Origin of the sequence: Streptomyces sp. NPDC085927, assembly GCF_044540975.1 — a bacterium.
Lineage (GTDB): Bacteria > Actinomycetota > Actinomycetes > Streptomycetales > Streptomycetaceae > Streptomyces > Streptomyces hirsutus.
The window spans coordinates 28590-55155 of record NZ_JBITSN010000026.1 but is presented as its reverse complement, the minus strand read 5'-3'; the positions used below and the strand labels follow the sequence as shown (position 1 = coordinate 55155).

Sequence of the window (26566 nt, the reverse complement as noted above, 5' to 3'; positions counted from 1 at the left end):
CCTCCACGCCGCCCCGGCCCCGGCGCACGTGACGAGCGTTACGGGGCTCACGGTCTGGACGGCTTTGGCTACTCGCCGGTACGGTTGAGTCTCTGAGCAAGCGCTTAGGCACGTCGGGCGGCCAGGCAGTGGGGCGCCCCGACGTCGGGCAACCAGGAACGCGACAGCGGCGCCGGACCAGGCGCGAAGGAGGGCGGCGGCGTGCGCCGTACGGTGTTCAACGAGGACCACGAGGCTTTCCGGGAGACCATCCGCGACTTCATCGAGGCCGAGGTCGTCCCGGTCTACGACGAGTGGTTCGCGGCGGGCCAGGCGCCCCGCGACTTCTACTACAAGCTCGGTGAGCTGGGCATCTTCGGGATCAGCGTGCCCGAGGAGTTCGGCGGCGCGGGCATGGACACCCACAAGTTCGAGGCCGTCCTCTACGAGGAGACCGCTCGCGCCGGCGTGCAGTTCGGCGGCTCCGGCGTGCACGTGCTGCTCGCCCTGCCGTACCTCAAGATGCTCGCCACCGACGAGCAGAAGAAGCGCTACCTGCCCAAGTTCGTCACCGGCGAGGAGATGTGGGCCATCGCGATGACCGAGCCGGGCACCGGCTCCGACCTCGCGGGCATGAAGACCACCGCCAAGCTGAGCGAGGACGGCACCCACTACGTCCTCAACGGCGCCAAGACCTTCATCACCGGCGGCGTCCACGCCGACAAGGTGATCGTCTGCGCCCGCACCGCCGCCCCGACCGCGGAGGACCGCCGCCACGGCATCTCCCTGTTCGCCGTCGACACCAAGTCCGAGGGCTACTCCGTCGGACGCAAGCTCGACAAGCTCGGCCTGAAGACCTCCGACACCGCCGAGCTGGCGTTCGTCGACGTCAAGGTCCCCGTCGAGGACCTCCTCGGCGAGGAGAACAAGGGCTTCTCCTACCTCGGCCACAACCTGGCCTCCGAGCGCTGGGGCATCGCCTACGGCGCCTACGCCCAGGCCGCCGCCGCCGTCCGGTTCGCCAAGCAGTACGTGCAGGAGCGCACCGTCTTCGGCAAGCCGGTCGCCCACTTCCAGAACACCAAGTTCGAGCTGGCCGCCTGCCAGGCCGAGGTGGACGCCGCCCAGGCCGTCGCCGACCGCGCCACCGAGGCCCTGGACGCGGGCGAACTCACCCCCGCCGAGGCCGCCTCCGCCAAGCTGTTCTGCACCGAGGTCGCGCACCGGGTCATCGACCGCTGCCTCCAGCTGCACGGCGGCTACGGCTACATGAACGAGTACCCGATCGCCCGCCTGTACGCGGACAACCGCGTCAACCGCATCTACGGCGGCACCAGCGAGATCATGAAGACGATCATCGCCAAGGACATGGGCCTGTAGGACGTCCGACATCCCTGGCCTCTACGAGCACCGGTACAACTGACCCCATGAGCCAGGCACTACAGGAACTCCTCGATCTGCTCGACCTCGAGCAGATCGAGGAGAACATCTTCCGCGGCCAGTCCCGCTTCGCCGTCGTCCCCCGCGTCTTCGGCGGGCAGGTCGCCGCGCAGGCGCTGGTCGCCGCCGGGCGGACCGTCCCCGCGGACCGGCCCGCCCACTCCCTGCACGCGTACTTCCTGCGCCCCGGCGACGCCGGCGCGCCCATCGTGTACACCGTCGACCGGATCCGTGACGGCCGCTCCTTCACCACCCGGCGGGTCGTCGCGGTCCAGCACGGCAAGCCGATCTTCCACCTCTCGGCGTCCTTCCAGACGCACGAGGAGGGCCTGGAACACCAGGAGCCGATGCCGTCCGCGCCCGACCCGGACACGCTGCCCACCTCCCAGGCACGGCTGCGCGACTACCGGCACCTCGCCCCCGAGGTCGTCGAGCGCTTCCTGGAGGCCCGCGGGGCCGTGGACCTGCGCTACGTCGACGAGCCGCCCTACGGCCGCTTCGGCGAGCCCCGCGAACCCCACTCCCAGGTGTGGTTCCGCACCAACGGCAAGCTCGGCGGCGAGGTCGACGAACCCCTGCTGCACGTCGTCCTCGCCACCTACGTCTCCGACATGACGCTGCTGGACTCGGTGCTGCTCGCGCACGGCCGCGGCGGCTGGGCGGTGGGGGACGTGGTCGGGGCCTCCCTCGACCACGCCATGTGGTTCCACCGCCCGTTCCGCGCCGACGAATGGCTGCTGTACGACCAGCACTCCCCGTCCACGCACGGCGGCCGGGGCCTCGGCCAGGCCCGCATCTACACCCAGGACGGCCGCCTCGCGGTCTCGGTCATCCAGGAGGGCCTGGTCCGCGTCCCGCGCGAGGAGGCCCCTCGGCCCTCCTGACGCCCGTCCTAACGGGCGCCCTGGTCCAGTCCCGCCTCCGCCAGCAGGTACGCCGTCATCGGGTCGTAGTGGCGGGGGCTGACCACGTGGTCGTCGAGGGGGACCGTCACCTGGACGGTGCCCTCCGCCTCGGCCAGGAACAGCGCCGGGTCGTTGCAGTCCGCGTAGCCGACGGAGTCGACGCCGTGCTGCCCCGCGTAGCCCGCCCAGCCGTGGTCGGCGACCACCAGGTCGGGCAGCGGACGGCCCTCGCGTTCCAGGGCGGTGAGAATGGCCTTCATCGGCTCACCGGAGTGGGTGTGCCACAGGGTGGCCCCGTGCTCCAGCACCGCCACGTCCGCGAACTGCATCACGTAGCCCTCGTCCGTGGCCAGCCCGTCCGGGATCACCACGATCTCGCAGCCGGCGGCGCGCAGCGCGGCGGCCGTGGCACGGTGCACGTCGAGCAGGCCGCCGGGATGACCGGTGGCGAACAGCACCCGCTGCTGCCCGTCCGCCGCCTTCCGCAGCCGCCCCGCCATCCGCTCCAGGGCGGCCACGGTCAGCTCCGGATCGATGGTGTCCTGGCCGTACCGGTGCTCGGCCTCGTCGCTGACCCCGGCCCGCTCCGCCATCACCGCGAGCACGTCCTGCTCGTCGCTCCAGCGGTCGCCGAGCTCCAGGCCGAGCCAGTAGTGGCGGTCGCCGTTCGCCAGCTTGCGGTAGTGGGAGAGATTGTTCTCGCGCGGGGTGGCGACATCGCCGGCGATGCGCGTGGCGGCAAGGTGGACGAGGAGTTCGGCGCGGCTGGGCGTCCCGGATATCGGCATGCCTCCCATTGTGGAGCAGGCCGGGGCGGGCGTCCCTGGGGTGTCGCCCCCTGGGACGTGCGTCACGTACTCGGACGGCATCCGTACGCGTACTCAGGGTCGCCGTGGTCCGGGGGTCAGGTGCGGCGCAGGGCGAACCACAGGTTCATGCGGACGTCCGGGTCGTCCAGGTCGGCGTCCAGCAGGGCCGCGCACCGGGCGATCCGCTGCCGCACGGTGTTGCGGTGCACGGACAGGGCCACCGCGGTGCGGTCCCAACTGCCGTGCAGGGAAAGCCAGGTGCGCAGGGTGTCGGTGAGCGCGGGCGTGCCCGCCAGCGGGGCGAGCAGCATGCGGGCGTGGGCCCGGGCGTCCGCCGCGGGAACCAGGTCGTCCAGTGCGGGGCGGGCGCCGTGCACGACGATCGGGACCCGGGTGGCACGGGCGCGGGCCAGCGCGCGGGCCGCCTGGGTGTCGGCCGCCGGCCAGTCGTACGGGGCGACGTCGGCGCTGACCCCCAGGGTCCAGCCCGGCTGCGTCTCCGGCTCCCGTCCGGCCGGCACGAGCACCCGCACGATCCCGTCCGCCGGATCCACCAGCGCCGACCCGAGCGCCGCGCCGAGCGCGGAGGCCGCCAGGGCGTCCGGGGACCGCGCCTCCGGGGACCGTGCCTCCGAGGGCCGTACGGCCCGGCGCGCGTGCACGACCCGCCACCGTTCACCGCCGAGCAACGGCGCCACCTCCTCCGGCGCGCTCCCCAGCAGCAGCCGTACGAGCGCGGCGGAGCGGGCCGCGCCGGTACCGCTCTGCTGCTCACCGGTCAGCAGGGAGAGCAGCACCGCGGCCACGGACGCGATGGTGTGGTCCCCGGAGTCCCGCGACGGGGCCGCGACGCCCAGCACGAACCCGTGCCCGGCCCCGAGCGCGTAGGCGGCCAGCCGGACCCCGGCGACCGTGTCCGTGGCGGAGGCGGGCGAGGGGCGGGGCCGCGCCTGCCCGGCCGGGGACCCCGGACCGGCGGCCCCGGGGACCGCCCCGGGCCCCGTTCCGCCCGTCGGGTCCGGCCGGTGCTCGTCCGGGCCCGCCGGCCGTACCACCTCGGCCAGTTTCGCCAGGGCCGCGTCGGTCTCCCCGCCCAGGGCACGGCCCGCGGCGGCGATCTCCGTGCCCTCCGGGCCGAAGAGGACCGCCCGGCCGTCCAGGTGCCGGGAGAGGCGGTGCAGGACCGAGGGGACCGGGTCCGGGCGGGCGGCGGCCGAGGCGAGGCTGCGGTGGGCCTCCGTCACGCGGCGCAGCTCCGCCAGCCGGGCCTGCGCCATCAGCTGCCACACCGCGCGGGCCACCCCGGAGAACGTGGTCCGCGGCGGCACCTCCAGGAGCGGCAGCCCCTGGAGGTCGCAGGCCGCGGCCAGCGCCCGGGGCACGGCGTCGTGCACCGGCGCCAGACCGAAACCGAGCGCCGCGCCGCCCGCCGCCACGATCCGGGACACATAGGCGTCGAAGTACCCCGGGCCCGCCCCGTCCGGGATGTGCACGCCCGCCGACAGCAGCAGCTCACCGCCGAGCAGGTACGGGTACGGGTCGGCCATCTCCGAGGTGTGCGCCCAGCGCACCACGATGCCGGGGTCCGACGGACCGGCGACCCGGCGCAGGCCCAGGTCCTCCCGTGCCAGGAGCGCGTCCAGGGGCACCGGAGGCGTGGGGGGAGCCGTGGGGTCCGGCATGGTGGACGTTTCCTCCATGTCGCTCGTTCGAAGTGGATGAAACGTACACTTTGCAGCCGCTTTCCTGCCACCTAACGTCGCCGACAGTGCGACCGGGAACCAGGTCCCCGGCGCCGGTAAAGTCATGCGGCAGGCAGTGCATACGCGGCGAAGCGTAGGAAAGAAGGCAGTACCCATGAGCAGCAACGAGACGCCCCGCGGGCCCGTCGATTCCTCCCGCGTCCCCCGGTACGCGGGCCCCGCGACCTTCGCCCGGCTGCCCCGGCTCGACGAGGTCGGCCGCACGGACATCGCCGTGGTGGGCGTGCCGTTCGACTCCGGCGTCTCCTACCGGCCGGGCGCCCGCTTCGGCGGCAACGCCATCCGTGAGGCGTCCCGGCTGCTGCGCCCCTACAACCCCGCGCAGGACGCCTCCCCCTTCGCCCTCGCCCAGGTCGCGGACGGCGGCGACATCGCCGTCAACCCGTTCAACATCAACGAGGCCGTCGAGACCGTCGAGGCCGCCGCCGACGACCTGCTCGGCACCGGCGCCCGTCTGATGACCCTCGGCGGCGACCACACCATCGCCCTGCCGCTGCTCCGCTCGGTCGCCAAGAAGCACGGCCCGGTCGCGCTGCTCCACTTCGATGCCCACCTGGACACCTGGGACACCTACTTCGGCGCCGAGTACACGCACGGCACCCCGTTCCGCCGGGCCGTGGAGGAGGGCATCCTCGACACCTCCGCCCTCTCCCACGTCGGCATCCGCGGCCCGCTCTACGGCCGGCAGGACCTCACCGACGACGAGAAGATGGGCTTCGGCATCGTCACCTCGGCGGACGTGTACCGCCGGGGCGCCGACGAGGTCGCCGACCAGCTGAGGCAGCGCATCGGCGACCGCCCGCTGTACATCTCCATCGACATCGACTGCCTGGACCCGGCGCACGCCCCCGGCACCGGAACCCCCGAGGCCGGCGGCCTGACCTCCCGCGAACTCCTCGAGATCCTGCGCGGGCTGGCCTCCTGCAACCTGGTCTCGGCGGACCTCGTCGAGGTGGCCCCCGCATACGATCACGCGGAGATCACCTCGGTCGCCGCCTCCCACACGGCGTACGAACTGACCACGATCATGTCCCGCCAGATCGCAGAGGCCCGTAAGGAGAACGAGGGCAAGTGACCCACGACCACGACCTGGTGCTCCGCCCGACCCCGGCCCAGACCGAGGCCGCGCTGAACCCGCCCGACGGCCGCACCGGCGGTGACCTGGTCGTGGAGACCCTGACAGGCCTCGGCGCGACCACCGTCTTCGGGTTGCCCGGCCAGCACGCGCTCGGCGTGTTCGACGCCCTGCGCCGCTCGGACCTCAGGTACGTCGGCCTGCGGGTGGAGAACAACGCCGGGTTCGCGGCGGACGCGTACGGCCGCGTCACCGGCGAGGCGGCCCCGCTGCTGCTGTCGGCCGGACCGGGCGCGCTGACCGCGCTGCCCGCGCTCCAGGAGGCCGCCGCCGCGTCCGCCCCCGTGCTGGCGATCGGCAGTCAGGTGCCGACCGCCGGACTGGGCGGCGGCCGGCGCGGCTACCTGCACGAACTGCCCGACCAGGCGGCCTCGTTCCGGGGCGTGGTCAAGTCCGTCCACACCGTGCGCACCGCCTCCCAGATCCCGTCGGCGATCACGGCGGCCTGGCAGTCGGCGCTCACGGTGCCGCACGGTCCCGTGTGGGTGGAGATCCCGCAGGACGTCCTGGACGCCCCGACGGCCCTGCCGGTCGTGACGGCCATGGACGCCACCCCCGACGAACTGCCCCCGCGCCCCGAACTGACCGCGCTCGCCGCCCACTGGCTGACGCACGCGGAGCGCCCCGCGATCATCGCGGGCGGGGGAGTGGTCCGCTCCGACGCCTCGGGCAAGCTCCGCAAGCTCGCCGAACTCCTCCGGGCACCGGTCGTCACCACGCCCGGCGGCAAGGGTGCCTTCCCCTGGACGCATCCGCTGTCGTTGCAGTCCTGGCTGGAGGACCGCCACACGACGGACTTCCTGGAGGACGCCGACGTGCTCCTGGTCGTGGGCTCAGGACTGGGCGAACTCTCCTCGAACTACCACACGTTCACGCCGCGCGGCCGGATCGTCCAGATCGAGGCCGACCTCGGCAAGCTGGAGTCCAACCACCCGGCGCTCGGCATCCACGCGGACGCGCGCCTCGCGCTCCAGGCCCTGCTGGAGACGGTGGAGCCGCGCGAGGACGCGACGGCACCGGAACGCGTCCGCACGCTGTTGTCGAAGGTCGCCGAACGCATCGCCGCCCAGGACCTCACCCTGGAGCAGGAGGTGCTGGCGTCCGTCCGCCGCGCCCTGCCCGACGACGCGCCGTCCTTCTGGGACATGACGATCCTGGCCTACTGGGCCTGGTCCGCCTTCGACGCCAAGGGCCCCAACCAGCTGCACTCCGCCCAGGGCGCCGGCGGCCTCGGCTACGGTCTCCCGGCCGCCCTCGGCGCGGCGGTCGCCGACCCCACCCGCCCGGTCCTCGCGGTCTCCGGGGACGGCGGCGCCCTGTACTCCGTCGCCGAGCTGGCCACGGCCCGCCAGTACGACCTCGACGTCACCTGGCTGATCGTCGACGACGGCGGCTACGGCATCCTGCGCCAGTACATGACCGACGCCTACGGCGAGCCCATCGCCACCGAACTGACCGGCCCGGACCACGTCGCCCTGGCGGAGTCCTTCGGCGTCCCCGGCGTACGCACCACCCCCGAGACGCTGGAACGCGACCTGGCGGCGGCCCTGGCCACCCCGGGCCCGTCCGTGGTCGTCCTCCCCGCCGTCCTGCGGATGTTCGCACCCACGCACCTGGACTGAGCGGCCGCCGGCCGAACTCCCTGTTAGACTGTACGAGTTGGCCTCCGGCGCCCAGCGGGCACATCCGGAGGCTTTTTTCATGCCTTCCGACAACGCTTCCGCCGACGTTTCCGCGCCCTCTCCCGCCCCCGCTTCTGCACCCACCGCGATCCCCGCCACCGGCTACCGCGCTCTGCTCCGCAACCGTGAGTTCGCCGGCCTGTACGCCGGCTTCACGCTGACGGTCGCCGCGAGCACCCTGTCGGGCTTCGCGCTCGGCACGCTGGTCAACGACCGGACCGGGTCCCCTTTCCTGACGGCCGTGAGCATGTACGGCGCCACGTTCGCGATGGTGCTCGGCGCACTGACACTGATGTCGGTCGCGGACGGGAAGCGTCCTCGCCGAACCCTCGTCACGCTCCAGTGCGTCTCCCTGGCGGGCGTTGCCGCACAGGCGGTCCCGGGACTGCCCCTGGCCGCCCGGTTCGGGCTCCTTCTGGTACTGGGGTTCTTCCAGTCCCTCGGCACCGGAGCGCGGATGGGGCTGCTCGCCGAAGTCGTACCGGCCTCCGCGTACGCGCTCGCCCGGTCGCTGATGAACATCACCTCGGGCGGCACGGCCATCCTCGGCTTCGCCGTCGGCGCGGTCCTGCTCCGCCACCTGAGCCCGCACGACGTCTTCGTCGTCGCCGCCGTCCTGACCGGACTCGGGCTGGTCGCCGTGGCGACGACCGTCCGGGAGTACTCGACCCGTCCGGCCGGTCCGGGCCGCCCCGGACCCCGCCCCGGACCGCGCTCCGGACCGCGCCGGACCTGGGCGGCCAACGTCGAGCTCTTCTCCCACCCCGGCAGACGTGTGCTGCTGCTGAACCTGTGGGTTCCCAACGGCCTGATCGTCGGCTGCGAGGCCCTGTTCATCTCCTACGACCCGGAGCACGCCGGCGTCCTCCTGGCCGCCGGTTCGGCCGGCATGCTCCTCGGAGACCTGACCGTCGGGCGACTGCTCACCGCCGGCCGGCGGCGCCGCTGCGCGTTCGCCCTGCGGCTGCTGCTCGCCGCGCCGTACCTGCTGTTCGCCGCGAGCCCGCCCACCGCGGTGGCGGCGGTCGCGGTGTTCGTGGCCGGTGCCGGGTTCGCCGCGACCCTGCCGCTCCAGGAACAGCTTCTCGCGCTGACCCCCGACCCGGTCCGCGGCCAGGTCCAGGGGGTGGAGTCCGCCGGCCGGATGACCTGGCAGGGCATCGGAGCCGCGCTCGCCGGCGGCGTCGCCCTGCACCTGGGCCCCGGCTCCACGATCACCGCCCTGGCCGCCCTCTCCGTCACCGTCACCGTCCTCTCCCGCCCCTTCGTGGCCCGCGCCCGGTAGTCCCGGGCCAAGACGCCGGTCAACCAGGGAAGGTGTGGTGCGCCCGTGGTGCTCGGGGTCCCGTGGTGCTCGAAGCGGTGTCGCCGAGCACCACGGGAAAGGGTGGGCCCCCGGATCGACTCGCCTCACTCGGGGGCCGATCGTCCGATGCCCGCAGAATGCCGACCACTTGACCGGCTGCGGGCCGAGCACGCCCTTCCGGCCCTCCTGCGGATGTCCGCCCCGACGCACGCGGACTGATCGTGCGGACAGCCGAGAATCCGTGCGAAGACCTCTGCCGGTGAATGGCGTGATGTTCATCGTGAGGGGTGGCGGGCCGTTGGCAACGAGGAACCTGCGAAGACTGCCTGATCCGGGCAGTGATCCGCTCCGCCTCCCCTTGGGACGATCCCTCCGCCGTACTCCGCGACTACGACACCAGGTGGTTGACTCCGTGAGACTGACCCGCGCGACCCTCGCCGTGGTCGAGTTGATCCCGCGGGCAAGGCATCTCGCGAACTTCGACGATCCGGACGCCTTCACTGGTGCCGTCCGCCGCTTCGCTCAGCAGCTCCCCGCCGTCGGCTGATCGCGACACCACCAGGTCCACCTGCGTCCCTGAACACCCACCGGCCAATTGCGGTGCTCAGCCACGGCTCGCCGGGTGGATCACGAAACCGCACTGGAGTGCCGGCAGGGTTCCGGTGCGGAGGCCCAGGGCTCCAGCAGGTCGCTCAGCAATGCGGTGAAGGCGTTGTCCAGGGTGTCCTCCCGGAGCCGGTCGCCGACGGCTTCGGGGCAGAGGGCTGCGGGGCGGGCGATCCACAGGATCTTCCACGGCCTGGAGGCCAGCGCGCGGTCGCCCCGGATTCCGCCGTGCGGGCAGAGGGGATGGAGCAGATCACTGATGCGGTCCGTCACGATCCCCACCAGCGGTCCGTCGAGCGCCGTGTGCGCCGCCGCGAACTCCCTGGGTGAGGACCGGGCGATGGCAGCCGTGGCCGGGTGACGGCGAACGGTGCGGACCACCTCCGTCAGGTGCTCGGTGATTCCCGGAACCGTGCCGTCGCTCGGGCAGACGCGGTCCGCCGTGGCGAAGGCGTGCGCAAGCTCGGCCTGGAGTGCGTGCAGATGCAGCGCGGTGACGGATCTCCAGTTCTGGTAGAGGAAGTTGCGGGTGGTGCCGCAGTTCCGGGCGATGGTGGCCAGGGGCACGTTCAGGCCATCCGCGCGCATGAGAGTGCGTACGGTGCTGATCACCTGCCCCGTGCCGTGGGGGTTGGGGCTGTGCCTGAGGTGCGGGCTCATGGCGGCTACCTTGCCGAAAACCGTGAGCAGTCGGCAGGGAAATGTCCCTTAGGTGCTCAAATGAGTGACATCTGGGCAGTAGGGGCAGATGTGCTCACAGTTTTCACGTGGGCGGGTCACTTCTGGAGGACGGTGATCAACGACGACCAGCCCGCCCCCCGGAAGCCCCCCGCCGAGGAACCGCGACCGCCGGAGACCTCGCCCCGTACCTCGTCCCCGGCCCCACGATCACCGCCCCGGCCGCCGCCGCACGCCGTTGTTCAGACCGCCGCCCGCTCCACGGGGATCCACAGCTCCGCGTCCGCCTGCGTGGCATCCTGCGACAGCCGGGTCCGAAGGATCTCGGGTCCGGGCCGGCTCAGGTACGGATTGGACGGGAACCACTGCGTGAACACGTCCCGCCAGAGGTACTGCAGCGCCTGCGGGAACGGCCCGGAGCTCTCGAAGACGGCCCACGTCCCGGCCGGCACGGTGAGCGCGTCCATGTCCTCGGGCACGGCGGCCCGGGTCACCACCCCGTGGTAGTAGTCGAGCTCGGTTCCTTCCGCCCGGCTCGGGTCGAGGTTCTCACTCACCCCTACGATCCCCTGCGGCTCCTGATCGGACAGACCCCGCATGCGCTGCAGCGTCTCCTGCCCGATGCCCCGGATGAAGTCGGCGATGGCGGGGTTCATCCCCTCGTGCACGAGGGGGACGCGCGCCTTCCTGCCGACCACACGGAACTCGTCCTTCTCCACGATCCTGTATCGCATACTGCTGCTCCCTTCGACGGTGAGGCGGAAGGACAGCCGTGGCTGGGACTGCAGACTCGCACCGGACCGCCTGGCCTCGCCGGGACCGACGCCGTGCATGACCCGGAACGCACGCGCGAACGCCTCCCCGGACGTGTAGCCGTACCGCACCGCGATCTCCAGCAGTGTCCGGTCCCCGGCCAGCACCTCGGCACCGGCGACCGTGAGCCGCCTGCGCCGGATGTACTCCGACAGCGGAATTCCCGCCAGCGCGGAGAACAGCCGCCGGAAGTGGTACTCCGAAGTCGCCACGATCCGCGCCAGGTCGGCCGCCTCGATCCGCTGATCGAGGCGGCGCTCGATGTGTTCCATGGCCTGGTTCAGCCGCTCCAGCACCCCGGCCTCCTTCCCTTTCGCTCACTCACGTTAGGAAGGAACCAGCCTGCCGGACCCGACATCCTGTGCCCGGTCCGGTCGGGTACGACAGGAGGCCGGGCGATGTCCCCTGCCGGAGCGTCGACGCGCGTCGGTGCTGTGCCGGCGGTGATCGGTCCGCGCGTGGCGCGGGGTGAGCGGACCGTGATGGGATGGCGGCGTGAGCCGCGCCGCCGAAGAGACCAACCGCCGCATGCTCCGGGCGCGGGACGCGATGGACCGCGACTACGCGCAGCCGATGGACGTCCCCGCCCTGGCTCGCATCGCGCACGTGTCACCGGCGCACTTCACGCGGACCTTCCGGGCCACGTTCGGTGAGACACCGCACCGCTACCTCCAGCGCCGCCGGGTGGAACGGGCGATGTTCCTGCTGCGGGAGACCGACCGCAGTGTGACGGCCATCGGCTTCGAGGTCGGCTTCAACAGCCCGGGCACCTTCAGCCGCACGTTCCGCGACATCGTCGGCCGGTCACCGCGCACGTACCGCAAGGAGTCGGTGGCCGTGGGCGTGCCGACGTGCTTCACGATGGCGTGGGCCCGGCCGAGCACCTGACCGTCCGGCAGTCGGCAGTCGGCAGTCGGCAGTCGGCAGGCGCTCGGCGATCGAGCAGTTTCGGATAAGTTTTCATTCCGGCGACTCGTTAGCGTGAGCGTCATGTTCAACGCCATCACGCACTCACAGATGTACGTCCTCGACCAGGACGAGGCCCTCGACTTCTACGTCGGCAAGCTCGGTCTGGAGGTCACCGCGGACATCGACATGGGCTTCATGCGCTGGCTGACCGTCAGTGTCCCCGGTCACCCCGAGCGGCAGATCCTGCTGGAGAAGCCGGGCGCTCCGGCGATGTCGGAGGAGACGGCGGAGCAGGTACGGGAGCTGGTGACCAAGGGGGCCATGGGCGGTTGGTTCATCCTCACCACGGACGACTGCCGCAAGACCTACGAGAGGCTGCTGGAGAAGGGCGTGGAGTTCACCGAGGAACCCACCGAGCGGCCGTACGGAATCGACTGCGGCCTGCGCGACCCCTTCGGCAACCGCATCCGCTTCACCCAGCCGAAGGCCTGAGGGGGAACGGACGCCGGGCGGGCCCCGGCCGGAGCCCGGTGGGGAAGCCGCCCGCCGGGGAAACCGCTGGGCGCGGGCGTGCGGACCGTGTTTCCCTGCAACGGTGAAGAGCGAGAGCGCGTCCGGCACGGCACGGACAAGCCCTCGGCCCCCCGGCCCTCCGGCTGCCGGCCCCCCGGCCCCCGGCCCCCGACCACCCGGCCCCCGAGCACCCGGCAGCGGACCGACCACGACCTCGGTGACTGCGCACGGGTGCTGAGGGAGGTTCACGAACACGACGGTTATCCGGTGAACTGGCCCGGCCTCCCGGAGGCATGGCTGAGGCCGCCCGCGCTCGTCGCCTCGCGGGTGGCGGAACTGCACGGCCGGGCACCACGGGGGTCGCCGGGCTACCAGATCGCCTCGACCCACTCCGGGTGGTCGTCCTTCCGATGCCTACAGAATGTTGATCACTCGATCGGCTGCGGAGGCGCTCCGGTGAACGATATGTTCCCTGAGGTCACGGGCTTCCCCGTCAGGCCGTTACCGGAGGCGACGACTACCCTGAGCGCGGAGAGGAGGACGGCTTGCTACTGAGATTCCGCGTCGCGAACGTGCGGTCCCTGCGTGACGAGCAGGAGCTGTCCTTCGTCGCGCCCGGTGACGGACAGGACGCATCGGCGAACCCGGTGGACCTCGCGGGCGGCGGATCCCTCTCCGTGCTCCCGCTGATCGGCATTTTCGGGGCCAACGCCTCCGGCAAGTCCAACGTGCTGACCGCGATGACCGACATGCGCAACGCGGTCCTCAACTCCTATGCTCACTGGGCCTCTTACGACGGCATACCGCGTCAGGTCTTCTCCCTGGACCCCAAGAGCGAGAGCGAACCCTCCTTCTTCGAGGTCGACGTCATCATCGACGGGGTCCGCTGGACGTACGGCTTCGAACTCGGAGCCACCCGTGTCGAGTCCGAATGGCTGCACAGCTATCCGAAGGGCCACCGCCAGGAATGGCTCGACCGCGACGCCTCCCGGCCGGACGTCTTCAAGTGGCCCGGCGGACGGGTCAGGGACCGAGCCCAGCTCGTACGGCGTACGCGGCCGAACGCACTGCTGCTCTCCACGGCCGGCACGGACAACCACCCGCAGCTCTCCCCGCTGTTCCACTGGTTCCGCCGCAACTTCTGGATGATCAGTCCGGAGGTCGAGCGGGACGAGCGCGCGCGGTACACCACGAAGGAACTGTCCGGTCCCAGGGCCACCAGGATCCAGGAGCTGTTGAGGGTCGCCGACCTCGGCATCACCGGAGCGACGGTCGTCAAGGACGGTCCGGGCCGGGACACGGTGAAGCTGACGCACCACTCGGCTGCCGGGGACGTGTCCTTCGACTGGCAGGAGGAGTCCTACGGCACCCGCTCCTGGTTCGCCCTCCTCGGCCCTCTCCTCCTTGCCCTCGACGAGGGCGCGGTCCTGCTCGTCGACGAACTCGACGCCAGCCTGCACTCCCGTTTCGCGGCCGAGGTCGTCCGGCTCTTCCACGACCCGTACGCGAACCCCAAGGGTGCCCAGCTGGTCTTCACGTCGCACGACGCGACGGTGCTCACCACCCCGAGCGGCGAGCGGCTTCTCGACCCGGCGCAGGTGTGGCTGACGGAGAAGGACAAGGACGGGGCGACCGGGCTTTATCCGCTCACCGATGCGGAGCCGGGCGAGGACGAGGACCTCACGCAGTCCTATCTCGCGGGGGCCTTCGGCGGGGTTCCGGCTCTCCTGGAGGGGCAGATCGCGCGGCGGCTGCTGGTGGCGCGTGAGGCCGGCACGTACGACGGGACAGGCGAGCGAGCGGACGAGGCGGGGCGCGACTGATGAGGCGGGGGCAGAAGGGCAGGGACTCGTGGGAGCGTCCGGCCCGACGGGGCGGGCAGCGCAAGCGTCAGGTCTTCGTTTTCACCGAGGGCAAGGTGACCGAGCCCTCGTACCTCGACATCCTCAAGGACCAGGGCGTCCCCCTCGCCGACGAGGTCCCGGTGGAGATGCACATCGCCAACCGCAGAGCGGACAGCGGGCGCAAGCCGCTCGACCTCGTCGAGCAGGCGATCAGGCTGAAGCGCGAAGAGGACCGCAAGGCGAAGCGGGCCAAGCTGGAGGCGAAGTACCTGCCCCAGGTCTGGTGCCTCTTCGACCACGACAACTACACGTACGTCCGTGACGCGCTGGATCGGGCGGAGAGGGCGGGCATCGGCGTCGCCTTCTCCCATCCGTGCTTCGAGGTGTGGCGCCTCGCGCACTACAAGCCGGTCAGCGGCTCGTTCGCCGGGGTGTGCGACGGGGCGGCCGACCGGCTCCCGTTCCAGCGGGGCTCCCAGGACGCCAGGACTCCCAAGGTCGTCCTGCCGCACCAGATCCTGGGCCGCTACAAGACGGCCCGGAAGAACGCCGAGCGGATGAACAACCAGCACGCGGCGCATGTGGGCAAGTGGGACAGGGACCCTTACACGGACGTGCACGCGTTCGTGGAGAAGGCGCTGCACATCGACAGCTACTGATCTCTCTCGGCCATGATCGCATGCGCCGATTTCGGTGGGACCCGAGCGGGGTCATAGGGTCTCTCCGTCATCTCAGGTCGGTCGTAGGGAGTCTCGTACGTGGCCAAGCTCACGCTCGCCCAGCTGGAACGGCATCTGTGGGCCGCCGCGGACATTCTGCGCGGCACGATGGACGCCTCCGAGTACAAGGACTACATCTTCGGACTGCTCTTCCTGAAGCGGGCCAACGACGAGTTCGAGGCGGCCAGGGACAGGCTCAGGCAGTACGCGGTCGAGGAGCTGAAGCTCGGCGACGAGGACCTCCCCGGCTACCTTGAGCAGCCGGGCCCCTACCGCAAGCGCGATGTGCTGTACGTCCCGGAGGAGGCCCGTTGGGCCGAGGTCTCCGCCGCCACCCACAACATCAACGAGATGACCCTGCGGCCCGCGCTGCAAGCGCTCGAGGGGCAGAACAGCAAGCTCAAGGGCCTCTTCGACCACCTGGACTTCAACCGCATCGGCGGGTCGGGCGCCGCGTCCGGCGCGGCCAAGCTCGCCGACCAGCGCCTGAAACTCCTCATCGCGCACTTCGGACGGATCCGGCTGCGCACGGAGGACTTCGAGTTCCCCGACCTGATCGGTGCCGCCTACGAGTACCTGATCAAGGAGTTCGCGGACACGGCCGGACGCAAGGGCGGCGAGTTCTACACCCCGCGCGCCGTGGTCCGGATGATGGTCGAACTCCTCGCCCCCACCGAGAACATGAGGATCTACGACCCGTGCGTCGGCTCGGGCGGCATGCTCATCCACGCGGCGGAGTACGTGGAGGAGCACGGCGGCGACACGTCGTCGATGTTCTTCGCCGGACAGGACGCCAACTCCGGCTCCTGGATCATGTCGACGATGAACATGGTCCTGCACGGGGTGCGCCGCTTCGACCTCGCCACCGGGGACACGCTCTCGCAGCCGGCGCACGTTCCGCGCTCGGACGAGGACCGCTTCGACGGGGTGCTCAGCAACCCCCCGTTCTCCCTGGACTACGCCCTCGCGGGCCTGGCGCACCCGGCGGAGCGTGCCAAGTACGGGGCGACGAGCGAGCGCGGCAAGGCCGACCTGATGTTCCTCCAGCACATGCTGTGGGAGGCCAAGCGGGAGGGCCCCCGCGGCGGCATGGTGATCACGGTCATGCCGCACGGGGTGCTGTTCCGTGGGGGCGGTGAACAGGCCATCCGTACGGAGCTGCTGGAGAAGGACGCAGTCGAGGCGGTTATCGGTCTCGCGCCGAACCTCTTCTACGGGACCGGCATCCCCGCCTGCGTCCTGGTGCTCCGCCCACCGGGCCGGAAGGACCGGGCGCGGGAGGGCAAGGTGCTGTTCATCAACGCCGACCGCGAGTTCCACGCGGAGCGGGCGCAGAACACCCTGCTCCCCGAGCACGCCGAGAAGATCGTCTCGACGTTCCACGCGTACGAGGAGGTACCCGGCTTCTCGCGGATCGTGACCCGCGAGGAACTCGCCGCCAACGACGACAACCTCAACATCCGCCGGTACGTCGACAACACGCCGCCGCCCGAGCCGCAGGACGTGCGGGCGCACCTGGCAGGCGGGGTGCCGCGCGCCGAGATCGAGGCGAAGAAGCCGCTGCTCGACTCGTACGGGATCGGGGTGACCGATCTGTTCGTGGAGCGGGAGCCGGCGGACCCGGCGTACGTCGACTTCCGGGACGAGGCGGCGGGTGGCCGTCCCGAGCTGGGCGAACTGGCCCGGCCCCGGGAGGAGGCGCTGCGGGCGGAGTTCGGCAAGTGGTGGGAGGAGGAGGCCACACTGCGGCTGGAGTCGGTGGCGGCCACGCCTGAAGCTCTCGCCTCGTCCACGTCCTCCGAGCGCAAGGCCGCGTTGATGGCGGTGCGGGGGCAGCTGATGACGTCGTTCGGGGAACGGCTGGGACGGGTCCGGCTGCTGGACCGGTACGCGTTGGCGGGTGCGGTCGCGGGCTGGTGGTACGACGCCAAGTACGACCTGCTCGCGTTGTCGGAGAACGGGTTCGGGGGTGTCGTCGACGGGTGGGTCGAGAACGTCGACACGCTGCTCTCGCCCGAACAGGACGCACGGACGAAGAAGCTGCGTGCGAGGACTGCGGCGGAGCGACGTCAGGCGTACGACCACAAGGTGGTCGCCGCGATCGCTCCGCGGTTCCTGGAGGAGTTGGCGGAGGCGGATGCGCGCAAGGCGGCGGCGGACGCACGGTTCAAGGAGCTGAGCGCGCGGCTGTCGGGGGGCGGGGAGGAGCCAGAGGCCGACAGCGACCCGGCCGACGGTGAGGTCGACTCGGAGGACGTCGCCCTGAGTGTCGAGGAGTGGGCCGAGCTCACGGCTGAGCTGGCGCGGGTGAAGAAGGCGCGCACGAAGGCGGGCGCGGACATCAAACGTTTTGAGGCGGACTTCCACCGGTATCCGTACCCGAGCGACCCGCCGACCCTGGGGGAGGAGCCGCCGCGGTTGTTCCGGGCACGGGAAGAGTTGGACGCGGAGGGGGAGCGCCGGGTGGTGCTCGACCTGCTACGGGACGACTTGGCGGCGAAGCTGGACGGCCATGTGGTGTGGTGGCAGCGGGAGTTGGCGGCGTCTTATGAGACGTGGGAGCAGAAGTATGCCGTTTCGTTGAGGGAGATTCGGGCGGGGCGGGAGCGGGCGGCCGGTGAGGTGGACGGGTTCCTTAGGGAGTTGGGTTATGTCAGGTAAAGCTTGGCCGGAGCTGAAGCTCTCCGAGGTGCTGGCTGAGCCCATTCGAAACGGCTTCTCTCCGTCGGAGAGTCAGGCTTGGACGGGAGTCCAAATGCTGGGTCTTGGATGCCTCTCGACCGATGGTTTCAGTCCTGGCCAGTTGAAGAACGCCCCCGAATCAGTCTCGGCGATGCATCCTGCGATTCTGCAGGATGGCGACCTGCTTATAAGCCGTGCGAACACGCGAACTTTGGTCGGGATGGCGGGGATTTACCGGGATGTTGGAACCCCTTGCATCTATCCTGATCTGATGATGCGTGTTCGGCTCTCTGCGCGTTATTTGGTTGAATTTCTGGAGCTGGTGCTTCGTTCACCACGAACGCGGCGGCGCCTCATGACTATGGCGCAGGGTACTTCGGAGAGCATGGTGAAGATTTCGGGAAAGGTGTTGCGTCAACTCCCTATCCCCGATGTTCCGCTTAACGAACAGCGGCGGATCGTTGACGTACTCAATAGTGTCACGGAGTTGGAGCGTGGCGTCGAGGCGTCGATCGCCAAGTTCCACAACTTGCGCCAGGGATCTCTACTCGCGTCCATGGAGTCTGTAGCAAGTGCTCAGCCAACGGCAGGCTGGGCTCGCGTGCCGTTGAAGGACGTTGTTCCATCGGCCGAATATGGGATTTCTGAAGCCCTTGGCAGGGATGCCTGCGGCGTACCAGTGCTGCGTATGAACAATATTCAGAGTGCCAGGATCGATGCGGATGAGCTTCGTTATTGCCCAGTTCCGGTTCCTTCGAAGTTGTTTCTCCGGCGCGGAGATGTCCTGTTCAACAGGACCAACAGTATGGAGCACATTGGAAAGGCGGCGATGTGGCGTGACGAGCTGCCGAGTGCGACCTTCGCGTCGTATTTGGTGCGCCTCGTCCCGGACCTGGATCGCGTGACGCCGGAGTACCTTATCGAATGGCTGATGCACCCTCTCGTTCGTCAGCGAGTGCGGTCGATTTCGACGGTTGCGGTGCAGCAGGTGAATGTCAATCCATCCCGGTTGAGGGAGTTGGAGATTGATCTCCCGGTTGATCTGGCTGAACAGCGTCGCATCGTAGCCACACTGGAGGCCTGTGACGAGCAGATCGGGCGTGAGGAAGAAGAGCTGAACAAGCTCCGTGAGCTTAAGCAAGGGCTTGTGGACGATCTGCTGTCGGGGCGAGTCACAGCTTCTGGCGTGGCGGCCTGAGAGAACGGTGTCCGGCCCGCCCAAAGGATGCGGGCCGGATGGATCGTGGCGGTGAGCGGTCAGGCGGACAGGTGGCCGTCCTTGATCGCTGTGACGAACGATGTCCAGCCGGTCGACGGGAAGACTAGAGCAGGCCCCTGAGGGACCTTCGAGTCGCGGACCGGGATGCTGGTCGGGTAGCCGTCCAGGACCTCGATGCAGCTGCCACCTTCGTTGCCGCTGTACGTCGACTTGCGCCAGCCGTGCAGGGAGGAGGCGTTGGGGATGGTGGGTTCATTCACGATGTTCGTAGTCCTTTGCTGTCGCCCTCATCAGGGTCAGTGACTCCTTGAGCGGCATTGCGTCGCCTAGCGCGAGATCGTAGGTGCCTTCAAGGCGGTCGACCATGGCGGGGGAGTCGTGAATCTTGCCCACCTGGATACCTTCGGAGTACGCCACCGGCGGCTGATCCTCGAACTTGAGCAGGGTGAGCATGCTCTGCATGAGGGCGTGAACCCCTAGTCCGAAGGGCAACACGTGGACGCGTACGCGTCCTGATTCCACCAGCTTCACGATGTGGCGGAGTTGTTCCGCCATGACCTCCGGCCCGCCCGCCACCCGCCGCAGCACAGCCTCGTCAAGCAGCGCCCACACTACGGGTGTCACCGGGTCCTCAAGGATCTTTGCCCGCTCAAGGCGTGTGACAACGAGCCTGTCACATTCCACTTCACCCACCGGAGGGAACGACGTGCTCAGAACCGCACGTGCGTACCTTTCCGTCTGGAGGATGCCGGGGATGAACGACAGGGCGAACTCCCGGATCATCGTTGCCTGCTGTTCGAGCTGAAGGGCCGCCTCGAAGTACCCCGCGACAGCGGTGTCGTCGTCCGGTAGGAAGCTGCTGAGCACATCGCCCGTGTTCAGCGCCCTGTCGAGGCGTCTCGCGTCCTCCTTGGACGGGGTGCGCCGGCCCGCCTCGATGTGCGAGATGTGCGAACGCGTCATGACGGCGGCCGTCGCCAGCTCCTGCTGCGTCAGCCCGGCCGCTTCGCGCTGCGCCTTCAACCACTCCCCATAGATGTTGCTCATCGTCAGCTCCCGTGTGACAGATGCGTTGTCACATCCGACCCTCTGGCGAGCCTAGTCCGGCCCGTCTCACTCTGTGAGCGGATCGCTACACAGCGATGTCCATGCACGTCGACCTGCCCTCGGGCACGGAAGACCCCCGCGACCGCTAGCGACGGCCCGGGGGCATGGCCCTCAACCTCACCGGAGTTGAAGACGTGTTGCACCGTATCGCCCTCCTCGTCGAGCCGCTGCTGCGGCTCCTGTGGCCCGCCTCCGGGCGCCACCGGCACCGGAACCGGCACCGCGCCGGGGAAGCGGCGCCCACCCCCGCGCCGGCCGCCCCCGTCACCCCCGGCCGCCGCCCCTCCCCGCACGAAGCTCTCCTCCACGGCGAGGACTCCCGGCTCGTCCGCCCTTATCTCCTCGCCCACGAACGACGCGTGCAGGCCAGACAGCAGCGCGCCCGGCGCCGAACCCTCTGGCTCGCCGTGCACGGCATCGACGTAGGGCCACGGCACATCCACGGCGTAGATGTCGGCGCGCGCCGAGTCCGGGGTGCCGAGGTGGCCGCCGCATGATCTACGAAAGCCACGACGCCGCCGCCCCCACGGCCGGCCGGCCCCGTCTCCTCCCCTGGTCCAACCTCGACGGCAACCCCTGCTACCTCATCACCGACGACACCGGCACCGGCCGTCTCGCCCGCCTCGCCGACGACCTCGAAGCCGTCCAGCTCGGCATGGCCGACGACCTTCTCGGCCACGCCGTCGACCTCCTGGGCGACACCAAGGCCACCGCGCCCCAAATCCACTACCTTGCCGCTTGCTTGGCCGAGGCGCTCCACGACGTGCACCGCATCGCCCGCAGCAGGGGAGAGCGTCTCCCTGCGCCCCACGGCGACGAGGAAAACCCCGACTCCGTACCGGAAGAGGTCCCCGGCATCTGACCCGCCCGCCTCCGTAGCCGACCGTGCGGATGTACTGGCTTGAAACCCCCGTACGTTCGCACGATCGGTCATGCCCTCTCCCCGTATCCCTTCCCCTCGCCCCGCTTCCCGGGCCCAGAATGGATCTCCGGGGAACAGCGGGACGTACGGAGGCGCGGGGCTGTGGTGGTGCACGTCGAGCGGGACGAGGTGGAGCGGCCGCTGGTGGCCCAGTTGGAGGCCATGGGGTGGACGCGCATCCCGGGCCCGGAGCTGGACACGCTCGACGCGGCCGTGCCGCTGCTCGTCGACCAGCTCGGACCCGCACTGCGGCGGATCAACCTCCGGGGCGGTGACAGCCGGCCCTGGATGGGCGAGGACGACATCCGGCGGGCGGTCGGTGAGCTCGCCTCCCTCTCCCTCGGCAAGGGCGTCGTGCAGGCGAACCTCGCCGCCACCGACATGCTGCTGCACGGCTGGACGCTGCCCTCGCCCTCCGCCGCGCACGGTGGTCCGTCCGCCACCGTCCAGTACGTCGAGTGGCATCCGGACCTCGTCACGCGCAACACCTTCACCGTCGTCGACCAGCTCCGCGTGCGCAGCCGCTCCGGGGAGCTGTCGATACTCGACCTCGTCCTCTTCGTGAACGGCATCCCGCTCGTCGCCGTCGAGTGCAAGAGCCCCGATCTCGCCGAGCCTGTCCGCAGCGCTGTGCTCGATCTCCGGCACTACGCGGGGAACCCCGTACTGGACCTCGACGCCACCGGTACCCCGGTCCCCGCCGGTGTGCCGGAACTGTTCCGGACCGTGCAGCTCCTCGTCGCCGCGACCGGCGAGACCGCCCACCTGGGCACCGTCACCTCCGAGCCTGAGCACTTCCACCCGTGGCGCAGCGTCGAACCGGAGGAAGAGGGCACGCTGCGGCGGGAGTTGCGTACCGCCGGGCTGCTCGCGGACGGCGACGGCGCCGACCCGGCCGCGCCCGCGCCGCTCGGCGAGCAGCAGAAACTCGTCGGTGTGGTCCTGCGGCCGGCCGCCCTGCTCAACGTCGTACGGCACTACGTGATCCCGATGGCCGTCGAGTCGGACGCGGACGGCGGGGCCGTGCGGACCGTGAAGGCCGTCGCCCGGCACCAGCAGTACCGGGCCGCCGAGAAGGCCGTACGCAGACTGCTGACCGGGCGGGCCCGTGCAGGGCGGGACACCGAGGACGAGCGTGGCGGTGTCATCTGGCACACGCAGGGCTCCGGCAAGTCGCTGACCATGACGTTCCTGGTGCGGCGGGTGCATCTGCACCATCGGCTCAGTGAGTTCATGGTGGTCGTGGTCACCGACCGCACCCAGTTGCAGACCCAGCTCTCACGGACGCTGAAACTCAGCGAGTCCGACGTCGCGACGGCGCAGACCCGGACGCAGATGGAAGGGCTGCTGCGCGACGGCGGGCGGCGCGTCGTCTTCGGCATGATCCAGAAGTACGGGACCGGCTTCACCTTCGCCGGGGACGCGGAAGGCAGCGCGGACGACCGGAATCTGACGGGAGGGGGAACGGGCCGGAGCGAGGAGGAAAGCCCTGGCCCCGTACCGGACTTCCCCGAGTGCAACACCTCGCCGGACATCCTTGTCCTCGTCGACGAGGCACACCGCTCCCACACCAGCGTCCTGCACGCCGCCCTGCGCAAGGCGATCCCGAACGCCGCCAAGATCGGGTTCACGGGTACGCCGATCATCACCGGGCGCGAGGAGGACACGCGCCGGATCTTCGGGCGGGGGGACTCGCCGCGGGGCTTCCTCGACGAGTACCGGATGGAGGACGCCGAGTACGACGGCGTCGTCGTCCGTATCCGCTACGAGGGACGGACCGGGGAGGGCGAGGTCCGTGACGGGGAGGTCCTCGACAAGGGTTTCGACGACCTCGTCCGCGACCGCACCCCCGAGGAGCGGGCCGCGCTGCTCAAGCGGTGGCCCACCGAGCGGGACGTCGCCGAGTCCGTTCCCATGATCGAGGCGAAGGCCGAGGACATGCTGGAGCACTGGGTGACCACCGTGCTTCCCGGCGGCTTCAAGGCACAGGTCGCGGCCGTCAGCCGGAAGGCGGCCGTGCGGTACCACCACGCCCTGCGCAAGGCCCGTGACGAACTGCTGGACCAGTTGGCCGAGTTCGACCCGGAGTCGGTGACGGGGACCCCGCTGGAGAAGCTGTCCGTCAGACAGCGCTATCTCCATCAGGCCCACCAGTTCCGGGCGCTGTTGCGGCGGATCGACTTCGTTCCCGTCATCTCCCCGGGTTCCGGCCACAAGCGGGGAGAATGGAGGGAGTGGACCGACGCCGGCCGCCAGGAGGCGTACACCGAGCGCTTCCAGAAGGCGTTCCCCGAGCTGGCGCCCGATCCCGAGTGGGTTGCGGTGACCCCCTTCAATCCACCGCAGGCCCTGCCCCCTCCCACCGATTCCGCCGGTGGTATGGACGCCCCGTGGTCCGAGGCCGCGAACAGCGGGCCGCCGCCGCTCCCCACCTCGGTGCCCGACCCCGTGCACCCCGACAGCCCCGTCGCGTTCCTGATCGTGAAGTCCATGCTGCTCACGGGATTCGACGCCCCGCGCGAACAGGTGCTCTACCTGGACCGGCCGATCCGGGACGCCGAGCTGCTCCAAGCCGTCGCGCGTGTCAACCGCACCTCGCCCGGCAAGGAGGTCGGTTACGTCGTCGACTACTACGGCGTCTTCGAGCACCTCTCCAGCGCACTCGCCGGGTACCGGAACGCCGACGTCACCGACACCATGCGAGATCTGTCCTACGAGGTGGACAAACTCGGCCCCGCCGCACAGGGGGTCCGCGACTTCCTGTGGCGCAACGGCATCGACGACGCGCAGCTCGACCAGCTCGCCAAACTGGGGTCCGCGGCCCTCGCCCTGGAGCCCGACGACCTGTGGTTCGACTTCGACGAGGTGCTGCACAAGTTCCTCGCCACCCTCGAACGCGTCCTTCCGCACGAGGACGCCCTGGACTACGTGGCGGACGCCCGGCGCTGGAGCCTGCTCCAGAAGCGGGTGCGGCGGCTGCGCCGGGACGACGAGGGCGGCACGTTCACCCTGCGCCGGTACGGACGCAAGGTCCGGGCGATGATCGCCGACCACCTCGAAGGGCCGGAGATCGACCAGGTCATCCCGCCGGTCTCGCTCACCGCCCTCACCTTCGACGACGCCGTGCGGCGGCTGCCGCCGCAGGAGGCGGCGGCGGAGATGGGCCACGCGCTCCGCTTCCACCTGGAGGAGCGGACGAAGCGGGAGGACCCCGCGAAGTACGAGCGGCTCTCCAAGCGCCTGGAAGAGATCCTGCGCACGATGCCGGGTCGCTTCGAGGAGCAGATCGAGGAGTTCGGCCCGCTGATCGAGGAGGCCAGGCAGGAACAGGAGGAGTCCCCGGAACTCGCCGGTCTCACGCCGCTCGAACAGCGGGCGTACCGGCTCGTCGAGCAGATCCTGGAGGACACACCCGGGATCAGCCTCGCCGACGGCGGCGACATCAGGCGGCTCACGGGCAAGGTGTGCGACATGGCCACCCGGACCATGGCCAGGGCGTCGTACCAGGGACAGCACCAGGACATCAGCGCGCTGGCCGGAGACCTCCAGGACGTCCTGCTCAGTGGCCATGTCCGGCCCGTGAAGGGGGACTGGGCGTCGTTGGAGAACGCGGCCGAGCGCCTGGCGTCCTTCGCGCAGGACAACCTCCGGCAGTTCCGGAACAGGGCGAGGGGAGAATAGGCGCGTGACCGCGCCGGCCGATCCTTCGACGTACTCCGCCCTCGAAGCCCACCTCACCGTGGACGGGCTGTCTCTGCGGGTGCGTGCCAGCGCCCGAAGGAAACGGTTCGCGCTGACCGTCGAGACCGACGCGACCCTCACCCTGCACACGCCGGCCGGGCGCTCGACGGCCGAGGCGGAGCAGTTCGTCCGCGCACACCGGGACTGGCTGGTGACCAAACGGCGGGAGCGGGAGCGCACGCGCCCGCTCAGCCCCGTCAAACAGTTCGTCGACGGAGAGGTCTTCCGTTATCTGGGGAGGACGTACCGGCTGGCCGTGTCCGGTGAGGAGAGGGCGGCCGGAGGAGTCCGGCTGATCGCGGGGCGTCTCGTCATGGGCCCGGATCTGGCAGCGGAGCCCCGGGCGGGTCGGGCGGCGCTGGTCGACTGGTACTGCCGGGCCGGCCGTAACTGGACGGGACAGCGGCTTCAGCCCTGGGCGGCTCGCATGGGGGTGAGCGAGCCGGAACTCGACGTGCGGGACCTGGGGGACCGATGGGGTTCGTACCGGCCGCCGCAGGCCGGGGCGGGCACCAAGGGGCTGATGAGTCTCGGGTGGCCGCTCTTCCAGCTGCCCATGCATCTGATCGACTATGTCATCGCCCACGAACTGGCCCACGTGAAGGTGCCCGGGCACGGGGAGGACTTCTGGCGGCTGCTGCGGATCGCACTGCCCGAGTACGAGGAGCGGCGGGCGGACCTCGACGAGCTGGGACGGCGGCTCTGGATGGGCGATGTTCGGTGAGCCGGGCTGAACTCCCTCTTGATCAAGGGAGTTCAGCCACGGCGAGGGCTACCAGATCGACTCGACCCACTCCGGGTGGTCGATGAACGGGTTGCGGTTGCGCTGGTAGGAGTCGTAGATGACCTGGTTGCGACGCTGCTCGAAGGCGTCCGGCGGGTCCTGCTCGTTCCACGCTTTCAGGACGGCGAGCCTTCCCATGTAGGGGGCGCTGCCGTTGTTGACGTTGTTGTTGGGCTCCAGGTCGGCCCAGCCGTCGCCGCCCTCGTAGCGGACCGCCATGTAGAGGATCATGCGGGCCACGTCGCCCTTGACGGCGTTGCGGGGCTCGAAGGAGTCGGAGTCGGTGAGGCTGCCGCCGCCGTTCGCCACGGCGCTGCCGCCGTTGTCGAAGTCCTTGTTGCCGCGGACGCTGTTGACCTGGACGTCCGTCGGGCGCAGGTGGTGGATGTCGGTGCCGGGGCCGGTGGAGGTGCCGAAGTCGCCGTGGGACTTGGCCCACACGTGCTCGCGGTTCCAGTTGCCCGTGTTCCCGCCGTTGAGGGACTTGGCGCGGGAGACCCCCGAGTACAGCAGGATCACGTTGTTGCTGTTGTTCGGGTCCTGGTCGGTGGCCTTCAGCGCGTCCCAGACCGCCGAGTAGGACAGCTTCGTCTGGCTGCTGATGATCGTGTGCAGGGAGGACTTGAGGCTGGTCCCCGTCTTGCCGATCGCGTTCTTGTAGTACGTCGAGTCGTAGGCCGAGTTCGCCGCCGCTGCCGCCGACGTTTCCGGCGGCGCGGGTGTGGCCGTGGCGGGGGACGCGGTCAGGGCGGGACCGGCGAGGGCGGTGAGAGCGGCGGCCGTGGCGAACGCCACCGCCTTCCGGCGCCGGGTGCGCATGCGTATCGCGAGCATCTGGGGGTGTCCCGTCTACGCGAGTTGAATGAGGGTTCTCGCATCGTGACATGCGCATGAAGTTGTAGGAATGTACATGTGGTGTCGATTGCGTGACGTCCTTGCGGAGGGAGGTCCCTCCGGGGTGACACCGACCTGCCCAAACGTTACGGAGGGATGAAATCCGCTTCGGTGCG

The 26566-nt window shown here is 70.2% G+C and carries 22 protein-coding genes and 1 pseudogene; 16 read left to right on the top strand and 7 right to left on the bottom strand.

The features are described from left to right. Positions 1–201 precede the first annotated feature (201 nt). Together ACIF80_RS35965 and ACIF80_RS35960 are read left to right on the top strand one after the other, a co-directional pair. Positions 202–1359, top strand: coding sequence for an acyl-CoA dehydrogenase family protein (locus tag ACIF80_RS35965; RefSeq protein WP_399812828.1), 1158 nt, complete (start codon positions 202–204; stop codon positions 1357–1359). A gap of 47 nt (positions 1360–1406) precedes the next feature. Then, positions 1407–2303, top strand: coding sequence for an acyl-CoA thioesterase (locus ACIF80_RS35960; RefSeq protein WP_399812825.1), 897 nt, complete (start codon positions 1407–1409; stop codon positions 2301–2303). Between the two features lie 8 nt (positions 2304–2311). On the opposite strand, the gene ACIF80_RS35955 is transcribed toward ACIF80_RS35960, so the two are convergent. Continuing rightward, positions 2312–3112 (bottom strand): phosphatase, encoded by an 801-nt coding sequence (locus tag ACIF80_RS35955; RefSeq protein WP_399812822.1) that lies wholly within the window; start codon positions 3110–3112, stop codon positions 2312–2314. Between the two features lie 116 nt (positions 3113–3228). Beyond that, positions 3229–4815 carry a helix-turn-helix domain-containing protein gene (locus tag ACIF80_RS35950; RefSeq protein WP_399812819.1) on the bottom strand — a complete coding sequence of 529 codons (1587 nt, stop codon included), beginning with the start codon at positions 4813–4815 and terminating at the stop codon, positions 3229–3231. A gap of 175 nt (positions 4816–4990) precedes the next feature. Between ACIF80_RS35950 and speB the strand changes: the two genes are divergently transcribed. The 4 genes and pseudogenes from speB to ACIF80_RS35930 form a co-directional block, all read left to right on the top strand. Beyond that, positions 4991–5971: an agmatinase gene (gene speB / locus ACIF80_RS35945; RefSeq protein ID WP_399812817.1), complete on the top strand. Its 981-nt coding sequence runs from the start codon at positions 4991–4993 to the stop codon at positions 5969–5971. Then, positions 5968–7653, top strand: a complete 1686-nt coding sequence (locus ACIF80_RS35940; protein WP_399812815.1) for a thiamine pyrophosphate-binding protein — start codon at positions 5968–5970, stop codon at positions 7651–7653. The genes speB and ACIF80_RS35940 overlap by 4 nt, the downstream gene beginning before the upstream one ends. Positions 7654–7732: 79 nt before the next feature. Beyond that, positions 7733–8998, top strand: coding sequence for an MFS transporter (locus ACIF80_RS35935; protein WP_399812813.1), 1266 nt, complete (start codon positions 7733–7735; stop codon positions 8996–8998). Between the two features lie 457 nt (positions 8999–9455). Beyond that, positions 9456–9566: pseudogene (locus ACIF80_RS35930) on the top strand (alpha/beta hydrolase); the annotation flags it as partial. Positions 9567–9646: 80 nt separating this feature from the next. Here ACIF80_RS35930 and ACIF80_RS35925 read toward each other — a convergent pair. Both ACIF80_RS35925 and ACIF80_RS35920 read right to left on the bottom strand, forming a co-directional pair. Beyond that, positions 9647–10285, bottom strand: coding sequence for a hypothetical protein (locus tag ACIF80_RS35925; RefSeq protein WP_399812810.1), 639 nt, complete (start codon positions 10283–10285; stop codon positions 9647–9649). A 260-nt stretch (positions 10286–10545) separates the two neighbouring features. Beyond that, positions 10546–11412, bottom strand: a complete 867-nt coding sequence (locus ACIF80_RS35920) for a GyrI-like domain-containing protein (RefSeq protein ID WP_399812807.1) — start codon at positions 11410–11412, stop codon at positions 10546–10548. Between the two features lie 199 nt (positions 11413–11611). Between ACIF80_RS35920 and ACIF80_RS35915 the strand changes: the two genes are divergently transcribed. The 6 genes from ACIF80_RS35915 (at position 11612) to ACIF80_RS35890 (ending at position 18981) form a co-directional block, all read left to right on the top strand. Beyond that, a complete protein-coding gene (locus tag ACIF80_RS35915) occupies positions 11612–12004 on the top strand; it encodes a helix-turn-helix domain-containing protein (protein WP_399812804.1) in 393 nt (130 codons plus the stop codon). A gap of 102 nt (positions 12005–12106) precedes the next feature. After that, positions 12107–12517 carry a VOC family protein gene (locus ACIF80_RS35910; protein WP_399812802.1) on the top strand — a complete coding sequence of 137 codons (411 nt, stop codon included), beginning with the start codon at positions 12107–12109 and terminating at the stop codon, positions 12515–12517. 566 nt (positions 12518–13083) lie between these two features. Next, positions 13084–14361: an ATP/GTP-binding protein gene (locus tag ACIF80_RS35905; RefSeq protein ID WP_399812799.1), complete on the top strand. Its 1278-nt coding sequence runs from the start codon at positions 13084–13086 to the stop codon at positions 14359–14361. Then, the gene (locus tag ACIF80_RS35900) at positions 14361–15041 is read left to right on the top strand and encodes an RloB family protein (RefSeq protein WP_399812796.1); all 681 of its coding nucleotides are present in this window, start codon (positions 14361–14363) and stop codon (positions 15039–15041) included. Before ACIF80_RS35905 ends, ACIF80_RS35900 begins: the two co-directional genes overlap by 1 nt. 99 nt (positions 15042–15140) lie before the next feature. After that, positions 15141–17762 (top strand): N-6 DNA methylase, encoded by a 2622-nt coding sequence (locus ACIF80_RS35895; RefSeq protein WP_399812793.1) that lies wholly within the window; start codon positions 15141–15143, stop codon positions 17760–17762. Next, a complete protein-coding gene (locus tag ACIF80_RS35890) occupies positions 17752–18981 on the top strand; it encodes a restriction endonuclease subunit S (protein WP_399812791.1) in 1230 nt (409 codons plus the stop codon). The genes ACIF80_RS35895 and ACIF80_RS35890 overlap by 11 nt, the downstream gene beginning before the upstream one ends. A gap of 59 nt (positions 18982–19040) precedes the next feature. On the opposite strand, the gene ACIF80_RS35885 is transcribed toward ACIF80_RS35890, so the two are convergent. After that, entirely contained in the window at positions 19041–19262 is a 222-nt protein-coding gene (locus ACIF80_RS35885) for a DUF397 domain-containing protein (RefSeq protein ID WP_399812788.1), read from the bottom strand. Next, on the bottom strand, positions 19255–20049 hold the full coding sequence (locus ACIF80_RS35880; RefSeq protein WP_399812785.1) for a helix-turn-helix domain-containing protein: 795 nt from the start codon (positions 20047–20049) through the stop codon (positions 19255–19257). The genes ACIF80_RS35885 and ACIF80_RS35880 overlap by 8 nt, the downstream gene beginning before the upstream one ends. Positions 20050–20243: 194 nt before the next feature. On the opposite strand from ACIF80_RS35880, the gene ACIF80_RS35875 reads away from it, so the two are divergent. From ACIF80_RS35875 to ACIF80_RS35860, 4 genes are all read left to right on the top strand, one after another. Then, a complete protein-coding gene (locus ACIF80_RS35875; protein WP_399812784.1) occupies positions 20244–20606 on the top strand; it encodes a hypothetical protein in 363 nt (120 codons plus the stop codon). Beyond that, positions 20603–20971 (top strand): hypothetical protein, encoded by a 369-nt coding sequence (locus ACIF80_RS35870; RefSeq protein ID WP_399812783.1) that lies wholly within the window; start codon positions 20603–20605, stop codon positions 20969–20971. Before ACIF80_RS35875 ends, ACIF80_RS35870 begins: the two co-directional genes overlap by 4 nt. A gap of 162 nt (positions 20972–21133) precedes the next feature. Next, positions 21134–24712: a type I restriction endonuclease subunit R gene (locus ACIF80_RS35865; RefSeq protein ID WP_399812780.1), complete on the top strand. Its 3579-nt coding sequence runs from the start codon at positions 21134–21136 to the stop codon at positions 24710–24712. A 4-nt stretch (positions 24713–24716) separates the two neighbouring features. Beyond that, complete coding sequence (locus tag ACIF80_RS35860; RefSeq protein WP_399812779.1) at positions 24717–25496, top strand: M48 family metallopeptidase; 780 nt, start codon at positions 24717–24719, stop codon at positions 25494–25496. 48 nt (positions 25497–25544) lie between these two features. On the opposite strand, the gene ACIF80_RS35855 is transcribed toward ACIF80_RS35860, so the two are convergent. Continuing rightward, a complete protein-coding gene (locus ACIF80_RS35855; RefSeq protein WP_399812777.1) occupies positions 25545–26390 on the bottom strand; it encodes an endonuclease I family protein in 846 nt (281 codons plus the stop codon). Positions 26391–26566: the final 176 nt, after the last annotated feature.

What these genes read in the sequence shown, in the direction of transcription:
- ACIF80_RS35960 (WP_399812825.1), top strand. Translation starts at nt 1,407, where the DNA reads ATGAGCCAGGCACTACAGGAACTCCTCGATCTGCTCGACCTCGAGCAG.
- ACIF80_RS35955 (WP_399812822.1), bottom strand. Translation starts at nt 3,112, where the DNA reads ATGCCGATATCCGGGACGCCCAGCCGCGCCGAACTCCTCGTCCACCTT.
- ACIF80_RS35950 (WP_399812819.1), bottom strand. Translation starts at nt 4,815, where the DNA reads ATGCCGGACCCCACGGCTCCCCCCACGCCTCCGGTGCCCCTGGACGCG.
- speB (WP_399812817.1), top strand. Translation starts at nt 4,991, where the DNA reads ATGAGCAGCAACGAGACGCCCCGCGGGCCCGTCGATTCCTCCCGCGTC.
- ACIF80_RS35935 (WP_399812813.1), top strand. Translation starts at nt 7,733, where the DNA reads ATGCCTTCCGACAACGCTTCCGCCGACGTTTCCGCGCCCTCTCCCGCC.
- ACIF80_RS35925 (WP_399812810.1), bottom strand. Translation starts at nt 10,285, where the DNA reads ATGAGCCCGCACCTCAGGCACAGCCCCAACCCCCACGGCACGGGGCAG.
- ACIF80_RS35910 (WP_399812802.1), top strand. Translation starts at nt 12,107, where the DNA reads ATGTTCAACGCCATCACGCACTCACAGATGTACGTCCTCGACCAGGAC.
- ACIF80_RS35900 (WP_399812796.1), top strand. Translation starts at nt 14,361, where the DNA reads ATGAGGCGGGGGCAGAAGGGCAGGGACTCGTGGGAGCGTCCGGCCCGA.
- ACIF80_RS35890 (WP_399812791.1), top strand. Translation starts at nt 17,752, where the DNA reads ATGTCAGGTAAAGCTTGGCCGGAGCTGAAGCTCTCCGAGGTGCTGGCT.
- ACIF80_RS35880 (WP_399812785.1), bottom strand. Translation starts at nt 20,049, where the DNA reads ATGAGCAACATCTATGGGGAGTGGTTGAAGGCGCAGCGCGAAGCGGCC.
- ACIF80_RS35870 (WP_399812783.1), top strand. Translation starts at nt 20,603, where the DNA reads ATGATCTACGAAAGCCACGACGCCGCCGCCCCCACGGCCGGCCGGCCC.
- ACIF80_RS35855 (WP_399812777.1), bottom strand. Translation starts at nt 26,390, where the DNA reads ATGCTCGCGATACGCATGCGCACCCGGCGCCGGAAGGCGGTGGCGTTC.